Source organism: Thermomonas sp. (assembly GCF_041919455.1).
Taxonomy (GTDB): domain Bacteria; phylum Pseudomonadota; class Gammaproteobacteria; order Xanthomonadales; family Xanthomonadaceae; genus Thermomonas.
In genome coordinates, this window is record NZ_JAYRTQ010000003.1 from 192,600 (window position 1) to 209,548 (window position 16,949).

A 16,949-nucleotide genomic window follows, 5' to 3' on the forward strand; every position below is an offset into this window, starting at 1 on the left:
GGAAAAACGCGACGGCCCCGGCAGGGTAGCCGGGGCCGCAGGTGCATGCCAGCCCGGGGCCGGCGGGATGACGCGTACTTACTGCAGCGCGAACGCGGCGAGCTGGCCCTCGGTGGTCTGCACCACCACGATGCCATCGGCCGCCACCGGCTTGCCGGTGATCGCACCGCCCACATTGGAGCGCGCGGCGAAGGCACCGTCGTTCAGCCGCAGCCAATGGACCACGCCGTCCAGGTCACCGACCACCGCGAAATCGCCCTGGACCGCAGGTGCGCTGACATTGCGGTAAGCCAGCCCGGACTGCTGCCAAAGCGCGCCACCGGTGTTCTTGTCCAGGCCGAAGACATTGCCGATCGGGTCGGTGACCACGATCGCCGAATTGCTCACGCCCAGGCCACGGGCGCCACCATTGCCGCGATCCCACATGACCTGGCCGCTGGGGCCGTCGATCGCCACGGTGTGGTTCTTGTGGCTGGTCGCGTACAGCGTGGTGTTCTCCAGCACGGCCTCGCCATCGACATCGGCCATGCGGTCGAGTTCGCTGCGGCCTTCCGGTTCGGCCACCGGCGTGCGCCACACCGGCGTGCCATCGGTGGTCGACAGCGCCACCAGGGTGCCGTTGTCGTTGCCGACGAAGAGGATGCCCGGGCCAGCGGTCATGCCACCGTTGCCGCGCACGGTCAAGGCCGGGATCTCGGCGCTGTAGAACCAGCGGCGTTCGCCGGTCGCGGCGTCCAGCGCGGTCACCCGGCCGTCGTTGGAATGGACGAAGACCAGGCCGCCGGCGACCGCAGGTGCAGCGATGACTTCGTTGGAGACCTTCGACTTCCACTTTTCGGCGCCAGTCGCGGCATCCAGTGCGATCACGTCGCCCTCCAGGCTGCCGACCGCCACCAGGCCTTCGCCGGCACCCGGGCCACCGCTCAACGGCAGTTCCGAGGCGTAGCGCCACAGCGACTGTCCGGTGCGCAGGTCGAATGCGGACACGCCACCTTCGAGCGCCGCCGCATACACGCGGCCGTCGACGATCGCCGGGTGCTGGCCGATGCCGAGCTTGTCTTCGCCCTTGCCCAGCGACGCGCTCCAGAGCTTGCTGACGCTCACGCTGGGGCTGATCTGGACCAGCGGCGTCGGCTCGGTGGACTTGTCCTTGCCGCGGCCATCGAACACGTTCTTGATGGTGGTGCAACCGGACAGCACGGTCACCGCCAGCGCAGTGGCGACGGCGATGCGCAAGGAACGATGCGACGCATGGATCATCAGGTCTTGTCCTCGGTGTGCGGCGGCGTGCCGCCCGCTTCGATCAGCTTCAAGGTGAGCAGGCGGTGCTCCGGATCGCCCACGTCGACCAGGCCCAATGCCTTCATGTAGTCCTTCTGCGCAAGCACCAGTTCGCCGAGGGCGAAGCGCGCGTCGCCACGCACGTCCAACATCGACGGGTTCTTGTCGTCGTCGAGCAGCGGCAGGGCTTCCTTGGCCTTGCCGGCATCGATCAGCAGGCGCGCCAGGCGCTGGCGCACGATCGGTCGCAGGTCGGCATCCAAGTCACGCAGGTTGCGCAGGGTGGCGATGGCGTCGTCGCGCTTGCCGGACTCCGCCTGCGCCTTGGCCAGTTGCAGGGCGGCCAGGGTGCCGAGGGTCGGGTTGCCCTTGCCGATTACCGCGATCGCCTCGCGCCCCTTGTCGGCAGGGACGGTGCCGGCCTCGTAGGCGTTGATGACCTCGGCATAACGGGCATTCACTCCCATTTGTGCCTGCGTCTGCTGGCCCTGCCACCATTGCCAACCGAAGATGGCGCCGAGGCCAAGGCCCACGCCACCGATCAGGCCGATGGCATTGCTGCGGATCCAGCCGCGGACACGCTCACTCTGTTCATGCTCGTTGAGCAGGTCGTCGATCGCCATGCTTTCTCTCGCCCGCCACGCCCGGCCGGGACATTTCTGCTGATTGGGAAGTGCCCGCGAGGATCGACCGGACGGTCAATCGGCTGCCACGAGCGAACCGTCGGAGGATACCGCAAAGCGTGCAACGTTCGCGCGGGCGAACGGTGCAAGGTCCACGGCGCGCCCACGGTGTTCGAGCTGCGCCGCGGACGCGTTGCCGATGGTCAGGCGCGCGACCTGAGCGGCGGCGTAACGACGCTCGGTGCCTGCCGGCAACAGTCCTTTTTCAAGGGCCGAACCATCCGGTGCGATCACTTCAAGCCAGCTTTCGGCGCTGGTCCGCAACACGAAATCGCTCGCCGGCGCAGCCGGCGGCGGGGCGACCGGCGCCATCGACGCCACCACGGTACGCGGGCTGGCCGGTGCGGAGGTGGTCGGCACGCTTGCAGACGGATCCGCGGGCGCATCCAACGGTGTCGTGCTTTCGTTAGTCCCCGACAGGTGCTGCCTGGTTGCCACCCAGGCGGGCACCGCCAGTGACAGGGTCAGGATGATGTAGACCAGCCGACGACCAATCTGCTCGGCCCACCATTGCGCCTTCGGCGTGTGCGTGCGGCTGACCAGCCTGGAAGGTTCGACGGGACCGACATCCAGCGCGGCCATCATCGGTGCGGTGGTCAGCCCCAGCAGGCGCGAGTAGCTGCGTACCTGGCCGCGCACGAACACCGGCGCGCCAAGCCGCGACCAATCCTCCGCCTCGAGCGATTTCACGACGCGCGCGGGCATGTGCAGGCGCGCGGCCACATCGTCCACGCTCAGGCCCGCAGCCTCGCGCGCAAGGCGCAAGCGCTCACCGCACCCGGCGAGGGTGTGATGGGAATCGTCGGGATGGGCGTGTTTCGAGCTCATTGCGCGCGCGGGGCCGGGCCGGAACCGGAGGGGATCGCCTGCAAACGCGAAAGATAGCGTGAAGCGGCCGCATTGTCGCCAAGTTTCTGTTCGACCTGCACCGCCATGCCGAGGCCAGCCAGGTCTTCGGGCTGGATCGCGAGCCAACGCTCGGTGAAGGCACGTGCGTCCAGGTAGTGGCCACGCGCGAATTGCAGGGTCGCCATGCCCGACAAGGCCGCCACATTGGCGGGATCCATCGCCAGCGCCTGCCGCCAGCTCGATTCGGCACGATCCGGCTGGCCGGCCTGCTGCGCGCAGTTGCCGGCATTCGCCATGGCGATGGCGCGGGTCGGATAGGCGGGATCGGCGATGGCGGCATCGAACCAGGCCAGCGACTCCCCCGCCTGGCCGTTGCCGCACAACCACGTGCCGTAGTTGTTTGCGTAGATGCCGGTCTTCGGTGCGATCGCCGCTGCCTTGCCGTAGTGGTTGCCGGCACCCGCCGCATCGCCACGGATTTCGGCGATCGCACCCAGCAGGGTATGCGCATCACCGGAACGAGGATCTGCCTTGAGCGCGCGCTGGGCCATTGCCTGGGATTGCGCGAAGTCGCCCGCCCGGTAGAAGTGCGAGGCCGACAACAGCAACTGCGCGGCATCGGCATTGCCCCGTCGCGTGCTGGCGCCGCTGACATCGTAGGTTGGCGCGATCTTGGTGTATTCGCCGCGTTCCGCAGACGGCCGGACAATCGTGAGTCGTTCCATCTGGCGGCAGCCGGAGACCGTCATGCAGCCCGCAACGAGGGCCAGCAGCAATTCACGCCGCATCCGAGACCCCGGACGCAGCCAGCCGCTTGCGGTGCTCGGCCGAACGCCGGGTGCGATCCAGCACCTGCCCCTTCAGCTGGCCGCAGGCGGCATCGATGTCGTCGCCGCGGGTGCGGCGCACCGGTGCGATCATGCCGGCGTTGTTGAGCTGCTTCTGGAATGCGCGGATCGCCTCGTCCGTCGGCCGGGCGAAACGCGTGCCCGGGAACGGGTTGAACGGGATCAGGTTTACCTTGGCGGCGTCCTTCATCTGCACGCGGCGGTCGAACTCGCGCAGCAGCTTGACCAGGCCCCGCGCATGCTCGGGTTGGTCGTTGACGTCCTTCATCAGGGTGTATTCAAACGTCACCGAGGTGCCGCGCTTGCGCAACGCATAGCGCACGCAGGCGTCCATCAGGTCGGCGATCGGGTACTTCCTGTTGAGCGGCACCAGTTCGCTGCGCAGGTCATCGAACGGCGCGTGCAGCGACACCGCCAGCGACACGTCGCTCACTTCGCCGAGCCTGTCGATCATCGGAACCATGCCGGCGGTCGACAGCGTGACCCGCTTGTTGGCCAGGCCATAGCCGAGGTCGTCGCGCATGATGCTCATCGCGCGCACCACGTTGTCGAAATTGGCGAGCGGCTCGCCCATGCCCATCATCACCACGTTGGTGAGCTTGCGCTGCTGGTGCGGCACGTTGCCCAGGTGGCGCGCCGCCACCCACACCTGGCCGATGATCTCGGCCGTCGAAAGATTGCGATTGAAGCCCTGGGTCGCGGTCGAGCAGAACTGGCAGTTCAGCGCGCAACCGACCTGCGAGGACACGCACAGCGTGCCGCGCCCCTTGTCCGGGATGTAGACGGTCTCGATGGCGTTCTTCGCGTCCATGCCGAGCAACCACTTGTGGGTGCCGTCCTCGGACGCCTTGTCCAGCACCACCTGCGGCGCATGCACGACCGCGCGTTCTTCCAGCTTGGCGCGCAGCACCTTGCCGAGGTCGGTCATGTCGCCGAAGTCGGTCACGTGGCGATGATGGATCCACTTCATCACCTGCTGCGCGCGGAATGTCTTTTCGCCGAGTTCCTCGACGAAGAAGCGCTCAAGCGAGGCGCGGTCGAAATCGAAGATGTTGGTCCTCGACGCGGCGGCGGCCGGAGCCGCCGTCGCGGGGTCGCGCACGCCCGCGGCGTCGCCCAGCAGGGCGATGTCGATAGCCGGGGTGCGCGTATCGCTCATTGCCGGGTCAGCGCGTGTAGACGTCGGTCGACGGGAAGAAGTAGGCGATCTCGATCGCCGCGTTCTCCAGCGAATCCGAACCGTGCACGGCGTTGGCGTCGATGCTGTCGGCGAAATCGGCGCGGATGGTGCCCGGCGCGGCGTCCTTGGGATTGGTGGCACCCATCAGGTCGCGGTGCTTGAGCACGGCGTTGTCGCCCTCGAGCGCCTGGATCATTACCGGGCCGGAAATCATGAAGTTGACCAGTGCGCTGAAGAACGGGCGCTCGCGGTGCACGGCGTAGAAACCTTCCGCTTCCTGCTTGGAGAGGTGCTTCATCTTGGCGGCGACGACCTTGAGGCCGGCCTTCTCGAAGCGGGAGTAGATGTCGCCGATGACGTTCTTGGCGACGGCGTCGGGCTTGATGATCGAAAGGGTGCGCTCCAGCGCCATGGGATTCTCCAGTGAGGCGGGCCGCAAACCGGTAGTTCGCAAGCCCGAAGATAACAGAAAAACCCGCGTACTGGCGCGGGTTTGGCCGATATGGCTGCGGCGAATTCTAGCCTATTTCAGCGCCCTCCTCCATCTCCCGGACAGCAGGCCATTGACGGCCGCATCATCCCCGCCGTACGATCAAACAAGCGTTTGATTCGATGGGGTGAACGATGAGCCTGCCGCATTTCTCGACCAAGGACCGGATCCTGTACGCCGCGGAGGAACTGTTCGCCCAGCAGGGCTTCGCCTCCACGTCGCTTCGGCAGGTGACCAGCCGCGCCGACGTCAACATCGCCGCCGTCAATTACCACTTCGGCAGCAAGGAAAACCTCGTCAACGAGGTCTTCCGCCGGCGCATGGACGACATGAGCCGCGAGCGCCTTGCCGCCCTGCAGCGCGCGGTCGAGGCCCACCCGGGCGAGATCGAACCGATCCTGGCCGCCTTCGTCGAGCCAGCACTGGCGATGGCCCAGGATCGCCACGGTGGCGGCGCCTTCATCCGGGTGATCGCCCGCGCCTACGCGGAAAGCAACGACAGCCTGCGCAAGTTCCTGTCCGACCAGTACGGCCACGTGCCGCGTGAATTCGCCAAGGCGCTGGGTGCTTGCGTGTCCGGCCTCGGCAAGGAAGACCTGTACTGGCGGCTGGACTTCCTGTCCGGCGCCTTGACCTATGCCATGGCGGACTTCGGCCTGATCAAGCGACCGGCCGGCGTGTCCGAAGCCGTCCATCGCCAGCGCGCCGCCAAGGCGCTCATCCGTTTTGCTGCTGCCGGCTTCCAGGCGGACGCAACCTGAAAATTTTCATTAGCATCATCAAGGAGATACCCTACATGTCTCAGAAATTGCATGTACGTCGCGCCGCCGTGCTCGGCGCCGGCGTCATGGGTGCGCAGATCGCCGCGCATCTGGTCAATGCCGGCGTGGACACCGTCCTGTTCGACTTGCCGGCCAAGGACGACGACCCGAATGGCGTCGTCACCAAGGCCATTGCCGGCCTGGCCAAGCTCAGCCCCGCCCCGCTGGCGAGCAAGTCGCTGGCCGAAGCGATCACATCGGCCAACTACGAGACGGGCCTCCACCAGCTCCGCGACTGCGACCTCGTGATCGAGGCCATCGCCGAACGGATGGACTGGAAGCAGGATCTCTACAGGAAGATTGCCCCGTTCATTCCCGCCCACACGGTACTGGCGAGCAATACATCCGGCTTGGGAATCAACAAGTTGGCGGAAGTTCTTCCAGAAGAACTTCGGCATCGTTTCTGCGGCGTGCATTTCTTCAACCCGCCGCGTTACATGCACCTGGCCGAGCTGATCCCGGCCAAGTCCACCGATCCCGACGTGCTGGAGGGGCTGGACACCTTCCTGACCAGCACCCTCGGCAAGGGCGTGGTCTACGCCCGCGATACCCCGAACTTCATCGGCAACCGGATCGGGGTGTTCTCGATCCTGGCCGCGATCCACCACACCGGCGCGTTCAAGCTCGGCTTCGATGAAGTCGATGCGATCAGCGGCCCCCTGGTAGGTCGGCCCAAGTCGGCGACCTACCGCACCTCGGACGTGGTCGGCCTGGACACCATGGCCCATGTCATCAAGACCATGGCCGACACCCTGCCGGACGATCCGTGGCACAAGTACTTCCAGTCGCCGACCTGGCTGCAGGCGCTGATCGCCAAGGGTGCGCTGGGCCAGAAGACCGGCGCCGGCATCTTCCGCAAGGCCGGCAAGGACATCGTGGTCGTCGACATGGAGACGCAGGACTACCGCCCGGCCGACCGCACTGCCGCGCCGGAAGTGGTCGAGATTCTCAAGCTGCGCAACCCCGCGGAGAAGTTCCAGAAGCTGCGCGAGAGCCAGCATCCGCAGGCGCAGTTCCTGTGGGCGACGTTCCGCGACCTGTTCCATTACAGCGCCTATCACCTGGCCGATATCGCCGAGACCGCGCGCGACGTGGACCTGGCGATCCGCTGGGGCTACGGCTGGTCGCTGGGTCCGTTCGAGACCTGGCAGGCCGCCGGCTGGAAGCAGGTGGCACAGTGGATCGCCGACGATATCGTGGCCGGCAAGGCGATGAGCAGCGCGCCGCTGCCGGACTGGGTCTTCGACGGTCGCGAAGGCGTGCACGCCGCCGAAGGCAGCTTCAGCCCGGTGAAGAACGCCAAGCTCCCGCGTTCCACCCTGCCCGTCTACAAGCGCCAGCGCTTCCCCGACCCGTTGCTGGGCGAGGTCTTCGCACCCGGCGAGACCGTGTTCGAGAACGACGGCATCCGCCTGTGGACCGACGGCGACGACATCGCGGTGGCCAGCTTCAAGACCAAGATGCACACCGTCTCCGATGCCGTGCTGGACGGCCTGCAGGAGGCGATCGGCATCGCGGAGCAGAAGTTCAAGGGCATGGTGATCTGGCAGCCGAAGGAGCCGTTCTCCGCCGGCGCCGACCTGTCCGGGGCGCTTGGTGCGCTACAGGCCGGCAAGTTCGCCGAGTTCGAGGCGATGGTCGCCAACTTCCAGGCCACCAGCCAGCGCATCAAGTATTCGCTGGTACCGGTCGTCGCGGCCGTGCGCGGGCTGGCGCTGGGCGGCGGTTGCGAATTCCAGATGCACAGCGCCCGCAGTGTGGCGCACCTGGAAAGTTACATCGGCCTGGTCGAGGCCGGCGTGGGCCTGCTGCCGGCCGGCGGTGGCCTGAAGGAAATCGCGGTGCGCGCTTCGCAGGCAGCCGGCCCGGGCGGCGATGTGTTCGCCGAACTGAAGAAGACCTTCGAGACCGTGGCGATGGCCAAGGTCTCGGCCTCAGCACTGGAAGCGAAGGAACTGGGCCTGGTCCGTGCGAACGACAAGGTCGTGTTCAACGCCTACGAACTCCTGCACATCGCCCGCCAGGAAGCCTCTGCACTGGCCGAAACCGGCTACCGCCCACCGCTGCCGGCGCGCCGCATCCAGGTCGCCGGGGACGTCGGCATCGCCACCTTCAAGATGATGCTGGTGAACATGCTGGAAGGCCGCTTCATCAGCCCGTACGACTACGAGATCGCCGTGCGCATCGCCACCGTGCTGTGCGGCGGCGAGATCGACCGAGGGTCGCTGGTCGACGAGGACTGGCTGCTCAAGCTCGAGCGCCAGCACTTCGTGGAACTGGCCCAGCAGGAAAAAACCCAGGCGCGCATCGCCCACATGCTCAAGACCGGCAAGCCGTTGAGGAACTGAAGATGACCAAGCAAATCCAGGACGCCTACATCGTCGCCGCCACCCGCACCCCGGTCGGCAAGGCGCCCAAGGGCGTGTTCCGCAATACCCGCCCCGACGACATGCTGGCCCACGTGCTGAAGTCGGTGGTGGCGCAGGCGCCGGGCATCGACCTGTCCCGCATCGACGACGCCATCATCGGCTGCGCCATGCCCGAGGGCGAGCAAGGCATGAACGTGGCGCGCATCGGCCTGTTGCTGGCCGGCCTGCCGAACACCATCGCCGCGCAGACCATCAACCGCTTCTGCTCGTCCGGCCTGCAGGCCGTGGCGATGGCCGCGGACCAGATCCGCTTGGGCAATGCCGACCTGATGCTGGCCGGCGGCACCGAATCGATGTCGATGGTGCCGATGATGGGCAACAAGATCGCGATGGCGCCCAGCGTGTTCGACAACGACCACGTCGCGATCGCCTACGGCATGGGCATCACCGCCGAGAAGGTCGCCGAGGAATGGAAGGTCTCGCGCGAGGACCAGGATGCGTTCGCCGTGGCCTCGCACCAGAAGGCGCTGGCCGCACAGGCCGCCGGCGAGTTCCGCGACGAGATCAGCGCCTACGAGGTGATCTCGCGCCAGCCCGACCTGGCCGGCGACGCGGTGCGCCTGAAGAAGCTGCTGGTCGAACACGACGAGGGCCCGCGCGCGGATACCTCGCTGGAAGGCCTGGCCAAGCTCCGCACGGTGTTCCGCAACCAGCAGTTCGGCGGCACGGTCACCGCGGGTACCGCGTCGCAGATGAGCGATGGCGCGGCCGGCGTGTTGCTGGCCTCGGAGCAGGCGATCAAGGACTACGGCCTGACCCCGCTGGCCCGCTTCGTGAGTTTCTCGGTAGCCGGCGTTCGTCCTGAAGTAATGGGCATCGGCCCGATCGCGGCGATCCCGAAGGCGTTGAAGCAGGCCGGGCTCACCAAGGACCAACTGGACTGGATCGAACTGAACGAAGCCTTCGCCGCGCAGGCGCTGGCGGTGATCCGCGACAGCGAACTGGATGCGTCGAAGATCAATCCGCTCGGCGGCGCGATCGCATTGGGCCATCCGCTCGGCGCGACCGGCGCGATCCGCACCGCGACCATCGTCCACGGCATGCGCCGGCACCAGAAGAAGTACGGCATGGTCACCATGTGCATCGGCACCGGCATGGGCGCGGCGGGGATTTTCGAATCGCTGTGACCGCCCTGTAATGCAGCCCCCGTGCCTGCCCGCTCTTCAACAGGCGGGCAGGCACCGGGGCCTGCTCCTACGGATCTATCGTATCGATGTGGCGTGCCCCAGCTGGATGGGGATCAGGTCTCGACCACGCCCATTTCGTCCAGCGCGTTCCTCATCAGGTCGCGCGCGGCGTCGCTGAGTTTCTCGTGATCCAGCGCGTAGCGGATGGTGGCCTCGATCAGGCCGATGTGGGTGCCGCAGTCGAAGCGCGTGCCCTGGAATCGATACGCCTGCACCTGCTTCTCGGCCAGCAAGGCGGCGATGCCATCGGTGAGCTGGATCTCCCCGCCAGCGCCGGGTTTGGTGCTCTCCAGCAGATCGAAGATGCGGCCATCCAGCACGTAGCGACCGACCACGGCGAGCGTGCTTGGCGATGCGTCGGGCGCCGGCTTCTCGACGATCGCATTGATGCGTCCGGACCGCCCCTCGAAGGACTCGGTGGCGACGATGCCGTAACTGCCGGTCTGCGCACGCGGCACGTCCTGCACCGCGATCACGCTGGCGCCGGAAGTTTCAGCCAGGTCGGCCATCTGCTTGAGCGCGCCAGGGCCGCGATTCCAGATCAGGTCATCCGGCAGCAGCACGGCGAATGGCTGGTCGCCGATGATCGGCCTGGCGCAGAGCACGGCGTGGCCCAATCCCAGCGCTTCGGCCTGGGTGACGAACACCGCGCGTACACCCGGCGGCAGCACATTCCGGACAAGCTCGAGTTGTTCGGTCTTGCCGGCGCGTTCAAGCTTCTGTTCCAGTTCGTAGGCCTTGTCGAAGTAGTCGGCCACCGCGTGCTTGTACCGGTTGGTCACGAAGACAAGCGTGTCGCAGCCGGCCTCGATCGCCTCGTCGACCGCGTACTGGATCAGCGGCTTGTCGATGATCGGCAGCATTTCCTTCGGCACCGTCTTGGTCGCCGGCAGGAAACGCGTGCCGAGGCCCGCGACCGGAAAGACGGCGATGCGGATGCGCGGATTGTTGGATGCGGGCATAGAGGTCACTGCGGCTGGCGGGCGCGACGCGCCGGGAAGGCCACGACCGTGGCTACATGCGCCACCTCGGTGTCGTCGCTCGGATTGAACTCGGGGACGGCATCGCGCAAGGCGTCCGCCAGCCGTTCCAGGTCGTAGTCCCGCACGGCACCGCGAAGCACCTCGAGCGCATGTTCGACGCGTTCCGGCACCACGCTGCGGGCCGCCGCCTGAAGGATGTTCGGGTAGGTCGTGGCGCTGTAGCGCTCGTCCGCGTGGAACAGGGTTTCGTGCAGTTTCTCACCCGGCCGCAGGCCGGTGTATTCGATCGCGATATCGCGCTCCGGCTGCTTGCCGGCCAGCCGGATCATCTGCTCGGCGAGCATGGAGATCGAGACGGGCTCGCCCATGTCCAAGGTATAGACCGCCTGCTGCGCACCGATCGAGGACGCCTGCAGGATCAGCTGGCAGGCCTCGGGAATGGTCATGAAATAGCGGGTCACGTCGCGGTCGGTGACGGTGACCGGACCACCCCGGCGGATCTGCTCGCGGAACAGCGGTACCACGCTGCCTGCCGAATCCAGCACGTTGCCGAAGCGGACGGTGACCATGCGCGTCGAGCGCGGGTCGACCAGCGCCTGGCAGACCATTTCGGCCAGGCGTTTGGTCGCCCCCAGCACGTTGACCGGGTCCACCGCCTTGTCGGTCGAGATCAGCACGAAGGTGGCGACCCGGGCATCGCGGCAGGCGCGCGCGACCACGTCGGTGGCCAGTACGTTGTTGCGCACCGCCTCGCGCAGCTGTCCCTGCAGCAGTGGCACCTGCTTGTAGGCGGCGGCGTGGAACACGGCTTCTGGCTCGGCCTTGCGCACGCCATGCGCGATCACCGCCGGATCCCCGCAGTCACCCAGCACCAGGATGCACTCGATGCCCGGGAAATCGCGCTTGAGTTCGGTTTCCGCGGTCAGCAGCGCGAGTTCATCGATGTCGAGCAAGGTGATCCGGTGCGCCCCGTGGCGCGCGCATTGGCGGCACAGCTCCAGGCCGATCGAACCGCCGGCACCGGTGACCAGCACCGAACGCGCACCCAGCCAGCCGCGGATCGCCTTCCAGTCCGGCGTGTGCGGCTGGCGGCCCAGCAGGTCCTCGATCGCGACTTCCTTGAGCTGGCCCGGCAACGAACGACCTTCGAGGATGTCAGCCAGCCGCGGCACGGTGCGGAACGGCAGGCCGCTCTGCTCGCACAGGCCGATGACCCGGCGCATTGCCGTGGCGGAGACCGACGGCATCGCGATCACCAGCAATTGGGCGCCGGTCTCGCGCGCGATCCGCCTGAGGTCATCGATCTTGCCAAGCACCGGCAGGCCCTGCAGGCGGGTCCCGCGCAGGCCGACCGAGTCGTCCAGGAACCCGATCGGGTCGTAGCGACCGGTACGGCGCAGGTCGCGCACCAGCGCCTCGCCGGCCTGCCCCGCGCCGAGGATCAGCACGCGTTCGGCACCTTCGGCGGTCTGCAGCAGGCGGTGGTCTTTCCAGGCGCGGAAGATCAATCGCGGCGCACCCAGCAGGATCGTCAGCACGAACGGATACAGCAACAAGGCGGCGCGCGAGACCAGGTCCAGCCGGCTGTAGAAGAACAAGCCGACCACCACCGCAAGCAGGCCGATCAGGCTGGCCTTGAAGATGTTCATCAGGTCGGGGACGCTGGCGAAGCGCCAGAGGCCGCGATACAGGCCTACCCGCCAGGAGACCAGCCCCTGCGCGACCAGCACGATCAGCACCGTGCTCGAGAAAGGTGCCAGCGAGAGCGGGCTGGGCTGCAGCGCGTAGCGCATGTAGTGCAGGCCCTGCCAGCAGACCCAGACCATGACCAGGTCATGCAGCACCACCGCCAGGCGCGGCAGGCGGTACTTGAGGCGATCCTTCCATGTGCTCATCTGCCGAATCCTTCGGTCGTGGTCGCGCTGCGCCGGTGCATCCAGGTCCACCCCACCAGCCAGGCCACCGCCATCGCGGCGACCACCAGCAACCTGCCGGGCATCCGCATGCCATGCGCGTGAAGCATGATCCCAATGGCCACGCACGTCCATACCGCATACGCGGTGGTGACCCACCCATGCCCCCAACGCCGGCTGCTGCGCTGGAACAGATGCTGGACATGGGGTTCCCACCAACGCTGGCCGGTCGTCACGCGCCAGCCGAGGGTCATGCCGCTGTCGCCCAGCATCGCCATCGGCGGCAACAACAGGAGCGGCCAAACCGTGGCCGGCAGCATGGCCACGCCACCGGCCAGCAATGCCGCGATCGCGTAACCCAATGCACCGCTGCCGACGTCGCCCAGGAAGATACGCGCTGGCGGTCGGTTGAACGGCAGGAACCCCAGGCAGGCGGCTGCCAGCGCGATCGCGGCGAGCTGCCAGCCTCCGCCCAGCAGGCAGGCAAGCCCGACACCGCACAGCAAGGCCTGGCTCGCCGCCAGCCCATCGATGCCGTCCATGAAATTCCAGGCATTGACCAGCACCGGCACCAGCACCAGCGCGGCCATGACCGCCGGCGTTCCCGCGCCCTGCAGATGCAACCCCCATGCCAGTGCGAGGCCCGCGACGACATGCACGAACAGGCGGAGCGCGATCGGCAGGGGTCGATGATCGTCGCCCCACCCCGCTCCGGCGACCAGGAACAGGCCAGCCGCGACCGGCCACCAACCGGCATGCTCCCGCCATCCGAGCCAGGCCAGCACGAGCAGCAGTGCCAGCACGATCCCGATGCCGCCACCGCGCGGGGTCGCCGCCACATGGCTGCGGCGCTCGCCGGGCTGGTCGAACATCCCGCGTCGGCGCGCATAGGCGATCGCCCATGCAGTGCCCGCCGTCGAGATCACCAGCGCAGCGATGGCGCAGGCCGCCAGCAGGCCAGGTTCAGACCACGGCATAGTTCAGCAATGGCTTCACCGTGCCCCACTCCTTGCAGCTCGGGCATTGCCAATGGTGGCTGCGCGCGCCGAAGCCGCAACGCGTGCAGCGGTAGCTGGGATTGCGCACCAGCAACTGGTCGGTGATGTGCTTGAGGTCGTGCAGGGTTGCCTTGGCATCTGCATCCTCGGCGATGGTCAGGTCGATCAACGCCGCCTCGCCGCGCACCGACGGGCGATCCTTCAACTGCTGCCCGAGATAGCGCCGCGCCGCGCCGACACCCTCCTCCGCCTCGATCATCCTGGTCAGCGCCAGCACCGGCGAAATGCCTCGGTAGTGTTCGCTCATCTCGGCCAGGAAGGCGCGCGCGCCGGTGCGTTCGCCGACCTTCGCGTAGCTGTCGAGCAGCGCCGGCAGGATCACCGGCAGGTAGTCCGGGTCGTGCCGGGCGGCGCGCTCGAAGGCGCGCAACGCACCGGTGGGGTTGCCGGCTTCGGCCTCGATCCGGCCTTCGCTGATGCCGGCGCGCACCGAGGTCGAATCCGCGGCGTAGGCCCGCTTGATCGCGGCGCGGGCGGCCTCGATGTCGCCGGCGGCGCGCTGGCGGTCGGCCAGTTCGCATTCGAACTGCGCGACCAGCTTGCCCATCGGCTCGCCGGTGGCGGCCTCGAAGCGCACCGCGTTCTCGATCGCCTTCTCCCAGTCGCGTTCGGCCTGGTAGATCCCGATCAGGTGCTTCAGCGCCTGCGGTGCCCGCTGGTCGAGCTGGGCGAGGTCGCTGAACACGGTTTCGGCACGGTCCAGCAGGCCGGAGCGCATGTAGTCCTCGCCCAGCGCGGACAGCGCCTGCACCTTCTGCGCATCGTTGAGGTCGCTGCGCTGGGCCAGTGCCTGGTGCAGTCGGATCGCGCGATCGACTTCGCCGCGACGACGGAACAGATGGCCCAGCGCGACCTGGGTCTCGAAGGTGTCCTTGTCGAGTTCGGCGATATGCAGGAACAGCTCGATCGCCTTGTCGGGCTGTTCGTTCAACAGGTAGTTGAGGCCGCGGAAATAGGTGGTCGACAGCTTGCTGACCTGGCTGTCGCTGTGGCGTTCGCCACCGCGGCGGCCGATCACCCAACCGGCCAGCGCCGCCAACGGCAGCAGCACGACGAACCAGAACCATTGGTCGAGGAATTCCATGGCGGATCAGTCCTGGTGGCGCGGCAGGCGCGCGGAGGCTTCGGCGCGGCGCAGTCGACGGCGCATCGGCGCGATCACCCCCACGGCGAGGATGGTGCCACCGACCAGCACGCCGAGCAGCAAGGCCAGCAGCACGCCAAGCCCGAGGCTGGTGGGAATGGTGGTGAACCCGAGGTCGAGGACGACGCGTTGGGTGTTGAGTGCGCCGACGATCGCGCCGAGCACGATGCAGGCGAACGCGGCGATGAGGCGGAGCAGGCGCATCGGGAACTCCGGGATCGCCTGTTAGCTTAACGGACTGCGGCGGTTCAGTCGTCCGATGGCAGCGGCACGACCGGGGTCACCCGCTCGCGCAGTTCCTTGCCCGGCTTGAAATGCGGCACGTGCTTGCCCGGCAAGGCGACGGCATCCCCGGTCTTCGGATTGCGGCCGGTACGCGGAGGCCGGTAATGCAGGGAAAAACTGCCGAACCCGCGCACCTCGATGCGCTCGCCCACGGCGAGCGCGCTGCCCATCATCTGCAGCAGCGACTTGACCGACATGTCGACATCGTCAGCCTTGAGGTGTGGCTGGCGTCGCGCCAGCAATTCGATGAGTTCGGACTTGGTCATGGAGCTTCAGGTGTGCTGCCAAGAAAATGGCGGCCCGGCCTGGGCCGGACCGCCATGATCATCAGGCCGACAGGATCACTCGGACTTGCTGTTCAGCTGCTCGCGCAACAGCGCACCCAGCTTGGTGGTTCCGCTGGCCGCGTCGGAAGAGGCCTTGTTGTACTCGGCCATCGCCTCGGCGGTCTCGGCATCGTCCTTGCCCTTGATCGAGAGCTGCAGGCTGCGGCCCTTGCGGTCCATGCCCACGAACTTGGCCTCGACTTTCTGGCCGACCTTCAGGTACTGGCTGGCGTCCTCGACGCGCTCGTCGGCGACGTCGCGGGCCATCACGTACCCTTCCACGCCATCGCCCAGGTCGATGGTGGCGCCCTTGGCGTCCACTTCCTTGACGGTGCCGGTGACCTTGGTGCCCTTGGCATGGGTCGCCATGAACTGGCCCAGCGGATCCTGCTCCATCTGCTTGACGCCCAGGCTGATGCGCTCGCGCTCCGGGTCGACCGCCAGCACCACCGCCTCGAGCGTGTCGCCCTTCTTGTAGTTGCGGGCGATGTCTTCGCCGGTGGAGTTCCAGCTGATGTCGGACAGGTGGATCAGGCCGTCGATGCCGCCGTCCAGGCCGATGAAGATGCCGAAGTCGGTGATCGACTTGATCTGGCCGGACACCTTGTCGTTCTTCTTGTGGATCGCGGCGAAGGTCTCCCACGGGTTGCTGGTGACCTGCTTGATGCCCAGCGAGATGCGGCGACGCTCTTCATCCACGTCCAGCACCATGACCTCGACCTCATCGCCGACCTGCACGACCTTGGCCGGGTTGACGTTCTTGTTGGTCCAGTCCATTTCGGACACGTGGACCAGGCCTTCGACGCCCGGCTCGATCTCGACGAACGCGCCGTAATCGGTGACGTTGGAGACCTTGCCGAACACGCGGCTGTTGGACGGGTAGCGGCGGGCGATGTTGTCCCACGGATCCTCGCCCAGCTGCTTCAGGCCCAGGCTGACGCGGTTGCGCTCGCGGTCGTACTTGAGCACGCGGACGTCCAGCTCCTGGCCGACTTCGACCACTTCGGACGGATGGCGCACGCGCTTCCAGGCCATGTCGGTGATATGCAGCAGGCCGTCGATGCCGCCGAGGTCCACGAACGCGCCGTAATCGGTGAGGTTCTTGACCACGCCCTTCAGCACCGCGCCCTCGACCAGCTTCTCGAGCAGTTGCTCGCGCTCTTCCGAATGCTCGCTCTCGACCACCGCGCGGCGGGAGACGACCACGTTGTTGCGCTTGCGGTCCAGCTTGATGAGCTTGAATTCCAGCTCCTTGCCTTCCAGGTACACCGGGTCGCGCACCGGGCGCACATCCACCAGCGAACCCGGCAGGAACGCGCGGACGTCCTTGATGTCGACGGTGAAACCGCCCTTCACCTTGCCGCTGATGCGGCCGACGATGGTGGCGTTGGCTTCCAGCGCCTCTTCCAGCTCGTCCCACACCATGGCGCGCTTGGCCTTCTCGCGCGACAGCACGGTTTCGCCAAAGCCGT

16 protein-coding genes are annotated in these 16,949 nt (G+C 67.1%); 3 read left to right on the forward strand and 13 right to left on the reverse strand.

What is annotated here, in order from left to right:
- Positions 1-78: 78 nt before the first annotated feature.
- The 6 genes from bamB to ndk all read right to left on the reverse strand — a co-directional run bounded on the left by bamB (position 79) and on the right by ndk (position 5,253).
- Entirely contained in the window at positions 79-1,260 is a 1,182-nt protein-coding gene (gene bamB, locus ACE3T8_RS03140; protein ID WP_374606719.1) for an outer membrane protein assembly factor BamB, read from the reverse strand.
- A complete protein-coding gene (locus ACE3T8_RS03145) occupies positions 1,260-1,904 on the reverse strand; it encodes a tetratricopeptide repeat protein (RefSeq protein WP_374606721.1) in 645 nt (214 codons plus the stop codon). Before ACE3T8_RS03145 ends, bamB begins: the two co-directional genes overlap by 1 nt.
- Before the next feature lie 75 nt (positions 1,905-1,979).
- A complete protein-coding gene (locus ACE3T8_RS03150; RefSeq protein WP_374606723.1) occupies positions 1,980-2,792 on the reverse strand; it encodes a helix-turn-helix domain-containing protein in 813 nt (270 codons plus the stop codon).
- Positions 2,789-3,601 (reverse strand): tetratricopeptide repeat protein, encoded by an 813-nt coding sequence (locus ACE3T8_RS03155; RefSeq protein ID WP_374606725.1) that lies wholly within the window; start codon positions 3,599-3,601, stop codon positions 2,789-2,791. Before ACE3T8_RS03155 ends, ACE3T8_RS03150 begins: the two co-directional genes overlap by 4 nt.
- Positions 3,591-4,820, reverse strand: coding sequence for a 23S rRNA (adenine(2503)-C(2))-methyltransferase RlmN (rlmN, locus tag ACE3T8_RS03160; RefSeq protein WP_374606726.1), 1,230 nt, complete (start codon positions 4,818-4,820; stop codon positions 3,591-3,593). Before rlmN ends, ACE3T8_RS03155 begins: the two co-directional genes overlap by 11 nt.
- A gap of 7 nt (positions 4,821-4,827) precedes the next feature.
- Complete coding sequence (gene ndk / locus ACE3T8_RS03165) at positions 4,828-5,253, reverse strand: nucleoside-diphosphate kinase (RefSeq protein ID WP_374352174.1); 426 nt, start codon at positions 5,251-5,253, stop codon at positions 4,828-4,830.
- A gap of 212 nt (positions 5,254-5,465) precedes the next feature.
- Here ndk and ACE3T8_RS03170 point away from each other — a divergent pair, with 212 nt between their 5' ends.
- The 3 genes from ACE3T8_RS03170 to ACE3T8_RS03180 are packed head-to-tail and all read left to right on the forward strand — an operon-like array spanning position 5,466 to position 9,708.
- A complete protein-coding gene (locus tag ACE3T8_RS03170; protein WP_374606728.1) occupies positions 5,466-6,092 on the forward strand; it encodes a TetR/AcrR family transcriptional regulator in 627 nt (208 codons plus the stop codon).
- 35 nt (positions 6,093-6,127) lie between these two features.
- A complete protein-coding gene (locus ACE3T8_RS03175; protein WP_374606730.1) occupies positions 6,128-8,500 on the forward strand; it encodes a 3-hydroxyacyl-CoA dehydrogenase/enoyl-CoA hydratase family protein in 2,373 nt (790 codons plus the stop codon).
- A 2-nt stretch (positions 8,501-8,502) separates the two neighbouring features.
- Entirely contained in the window at positions 8,503-9,708 is a 1,206-nt protein-coding gene (locus ACE3T8_RS03180; RefSeq protein WP_374606732.1) for an acetyl-CoA C-acyltransferase, read from the forward strand.
- A gap of 113 nt (positions 9,709-9,821) precedes the next feature.
- On the opposite strand, the gene galU is transcribed toward ACE3T8_RS03180, so the two are convergent.
- From galU to rpsA, 7 genes are all read right to left on the reverse strand, one after another.
- Entirely contained in the window at positions 9,822-10,730 is a 909-nt protein-coding gene (gene galU, locus ACE3T8_RS03185) for a UTP--glucose-1-phosphate uridylyltransferase GalU (RefSeq protein ID WP_374606733.1), read from the reverse strand.
- Positions 10,731-10,735: 5 nt separating this feature from the next.
- Complete coding sequence (locus tag ACE3T8_RS03190; RefSeq protein ID WP_374606735.1) at positions 10,736-12,646, reverse strand: polysaccharide biosynthesis protein; 1,911 nt, start codon at positions 12,644-12,646, stop codon at positions 10,736-10,738.
- Entirely contained in the window at positions 12,643-13,641 is a 999-nt protein-coding gene (locus ACE3T8_RS03195) for a lipopolysaccharide biosynthesis protein (RefSeq protein WP_374606736.1), read from the reverse strand. The genes ACE3T8_RS03190 and ACE3T8_RS03195 overlap by 4 nt, the downstream gene beginning before the upstream one ends.
- A complete protein-coding gene (gene lapB, locus ACE3T8_RS03200; protein WP_374606738.1) occupies positions 13,628-14,806 on the reverse strand; it encodes a lipopolysaccharide assembly protein LapB in 1,179 nt (392 codons plus the stop codon). The genes ACE3T8_RS03195 and lapB overlap by 14 nt, the downstream gene beginning before the upstream one ends.
- A gap of 6 nt (positions 14,807-14,812) precedes the next feature.
- Entirely contained in the window at positions 14,813-15,070 is a 258-nt protein-coding gene (locus ACE3T8_RS03205) for a hypothetical protein (protein WP_374606739.1), read from the reverse strand.
- Between the two features lie 44 nt (positions 15,071-15,114).
- The gene (locus ACE3T8_RS03210) at positions 15,115-15,417 is read right to left on the reverse strand and encodes an integration host factor subunit beta (RefSeq protein ID WP_374606741.1); all 303 of its coding nucleotides are present in this window, start codon (positions 15,415-15,417) and stop codon (positions 15,115-15,117) included.
- A gap of 75 nt (positions 15,418-15,492) precedes the next feature.
- The coding region (gene rpsA, locus ACE3T8_RS03215; protein ID WP_374606742.1) for a 30S ribosomal protein S1 at positions 15,493-16,949 on the reverse strand (1,457 nt) is incomplete at its 5' end.

Excerpts from the sequence above, each read along its gene's own strand:
- rlmN (WP_374606726.1), bottom strand. The coding sequence starts at position 4,820 with ATGAGCGATACGCGCACCCCGGCTATCGACATCGCCCTGCTGGGCGAC.
- ACE3T8_RS03145 (WP_374606721.1), bottom strand. The coding sequence starts at position 1,904 with ATGGCGATCGACGACCTGCTCAACGAGCATGAACAGAGTGAGCGTGTC.
- ACE3T8_RS03210 (WP_374606741.1), bottom strand. The coding sequence starts at position 15,417 with ATGACCAAGTCCGAACTCATCGAATTGCTGGCGCGACGCCAGCCACAC.
- ndk (WP_374352174.1), bottom strand. The coding sequence starts at position 5,253 with ATGGCGCTGGAGCGCACCCTTTCGATCATCAAGCCCGACGCCGTCGCC.
- ACE3T8_RS03205 (WP_374606739.1), bottom strand. The coding sequence starts at position 15,070 with ATGCGCCTGCTCCGCCTCATCGCCGCGTTCGCCTGCATCGTGCTCGGC.
- ACE3T8_RS03190 (WP_374606735.1), bottom strand. The coding sequence starts at position 12,646 with ATGAGCACATGGAAGGATCGCCTCAAGTACCGCCTGCCGCGCCTGGCG.
- ACE3T8_RS03195 (WP_374606736.1), bottom strand. The coding sequence starts at position 13,641 with ATGCCGTGGTCTGAACCTGGCCTGCTGGCGGCCTGCGCCATCGCTGCG.
- ACE3T8_RS03150 (WP_374606723.1), bottom strand. The coding sequence starts at position 2,792 with ATGAGCTCGAAACACGCCCATCCCGACGATTCCCATCACACCCTCGCC.
- galU (WP_374606733.1), bottom strand. The coding sequence starts at position 10,730 with ATGCCCGCATCCAACAATCCGCGCATCCGCATCGCCGTCTTTCCGGTC.
- ACE3T8_RS03155 (WP_374606725.1), bottom strand. The coding sequence starts at position 3,601 with ATGCGGCGTGAATTGCTGCTGGCCCTCGTTGCGGGCTGCATGACGGTC.
- bamB (WP_374606719.1), bottom strand. The coding sequence starts at position 1,260 with ATGATCCATGCGTCGCATCGTTCCTTGCGCATCGCCGTCGCCACTGCG.
- lapB (WP_374606738.1), bottom strand. The coding sequence starts at position 14,806 with ATGGAATTCCTCGACCAATGGTTCTGGTTCGTCGTGCTGCTGCCGTTG.
- ACE3T8_RS03175 (WP_374606730.1), top strand. The coding sequence starts at position 6,128 with ATGTCTCAGAAATTGCATGTACGTCGCGCCGCCGTGCTCGGCGCCGGC.
- ACE3T8_RS03180 (WP_374606732.1), top strand. The coding sequence starts at position 8,503 with ATGACCAAGCAAATCCAGGACGCCTACATCGTCGCCGCCACCCGCACC.
- ACE3T8_RS03170 (WP_374606728.1), top strand. The coding sequence starts at position 5,466 with ATGAGCCTGCCGCATTTCTCGACCAAGGACCGGATCCTGTACGCCGCG.